This window comes from Trabulsiella odontotermitis (assembly GCF_001188485.1).
In the GTDB taxonomy this organism is placed as follows: Bacteria; Pseudomonadota; Gammaproteobacteria; order Enterobacterales; family Enterobacteriaceae; genus Trabulsiella; species Trabulsiella odontotermitis_A.
In genome coordinates this window covers 1-245 of record NZ_JNGH01000084.1, presented here as the reverse complement: position 1 = coordinate 245, position 245 = coordinate 1, and the positions used below count along the sequence as shown (strand labels likewise).

The 245-nt window shown below is 57.6% G+C and carries 1 pseudogene; it reads left to right on the top strand.

Going from position 1 to position 245, the window contains the following annotated elements:
- A pseudogene (locus GM30_RS11025) lies at positions 1 to 245 on the top strand (PTS trehalose transporter subunit IIBC); the annotation flags it as partial.

The following is a 245-nucleotide window of genomic DNA, read 5'->3' as shown; positions in this document are numbered from 1 at the left end:
CCGTCGCTGAAAACGATCTACGACTTCCTGTGGCTGATCGGCGAAGCAATCTTCTTCTATCTGCCGGTTGGGATCTGCTGGTCAGCGGTGAGAAAAATGGGCGGCACGCCGATCCTCGGCATCGTGCTGGGTGTGACGCTGGTGTCGCCGCAGTTGATGAACGCCTATCTGCTCGGTCAGCAGGTGCCGGAAGTGTGGAATTTTGGCCTGTTCAGTATCGCCAAAGTGGGCTATCAGGCGCAGGT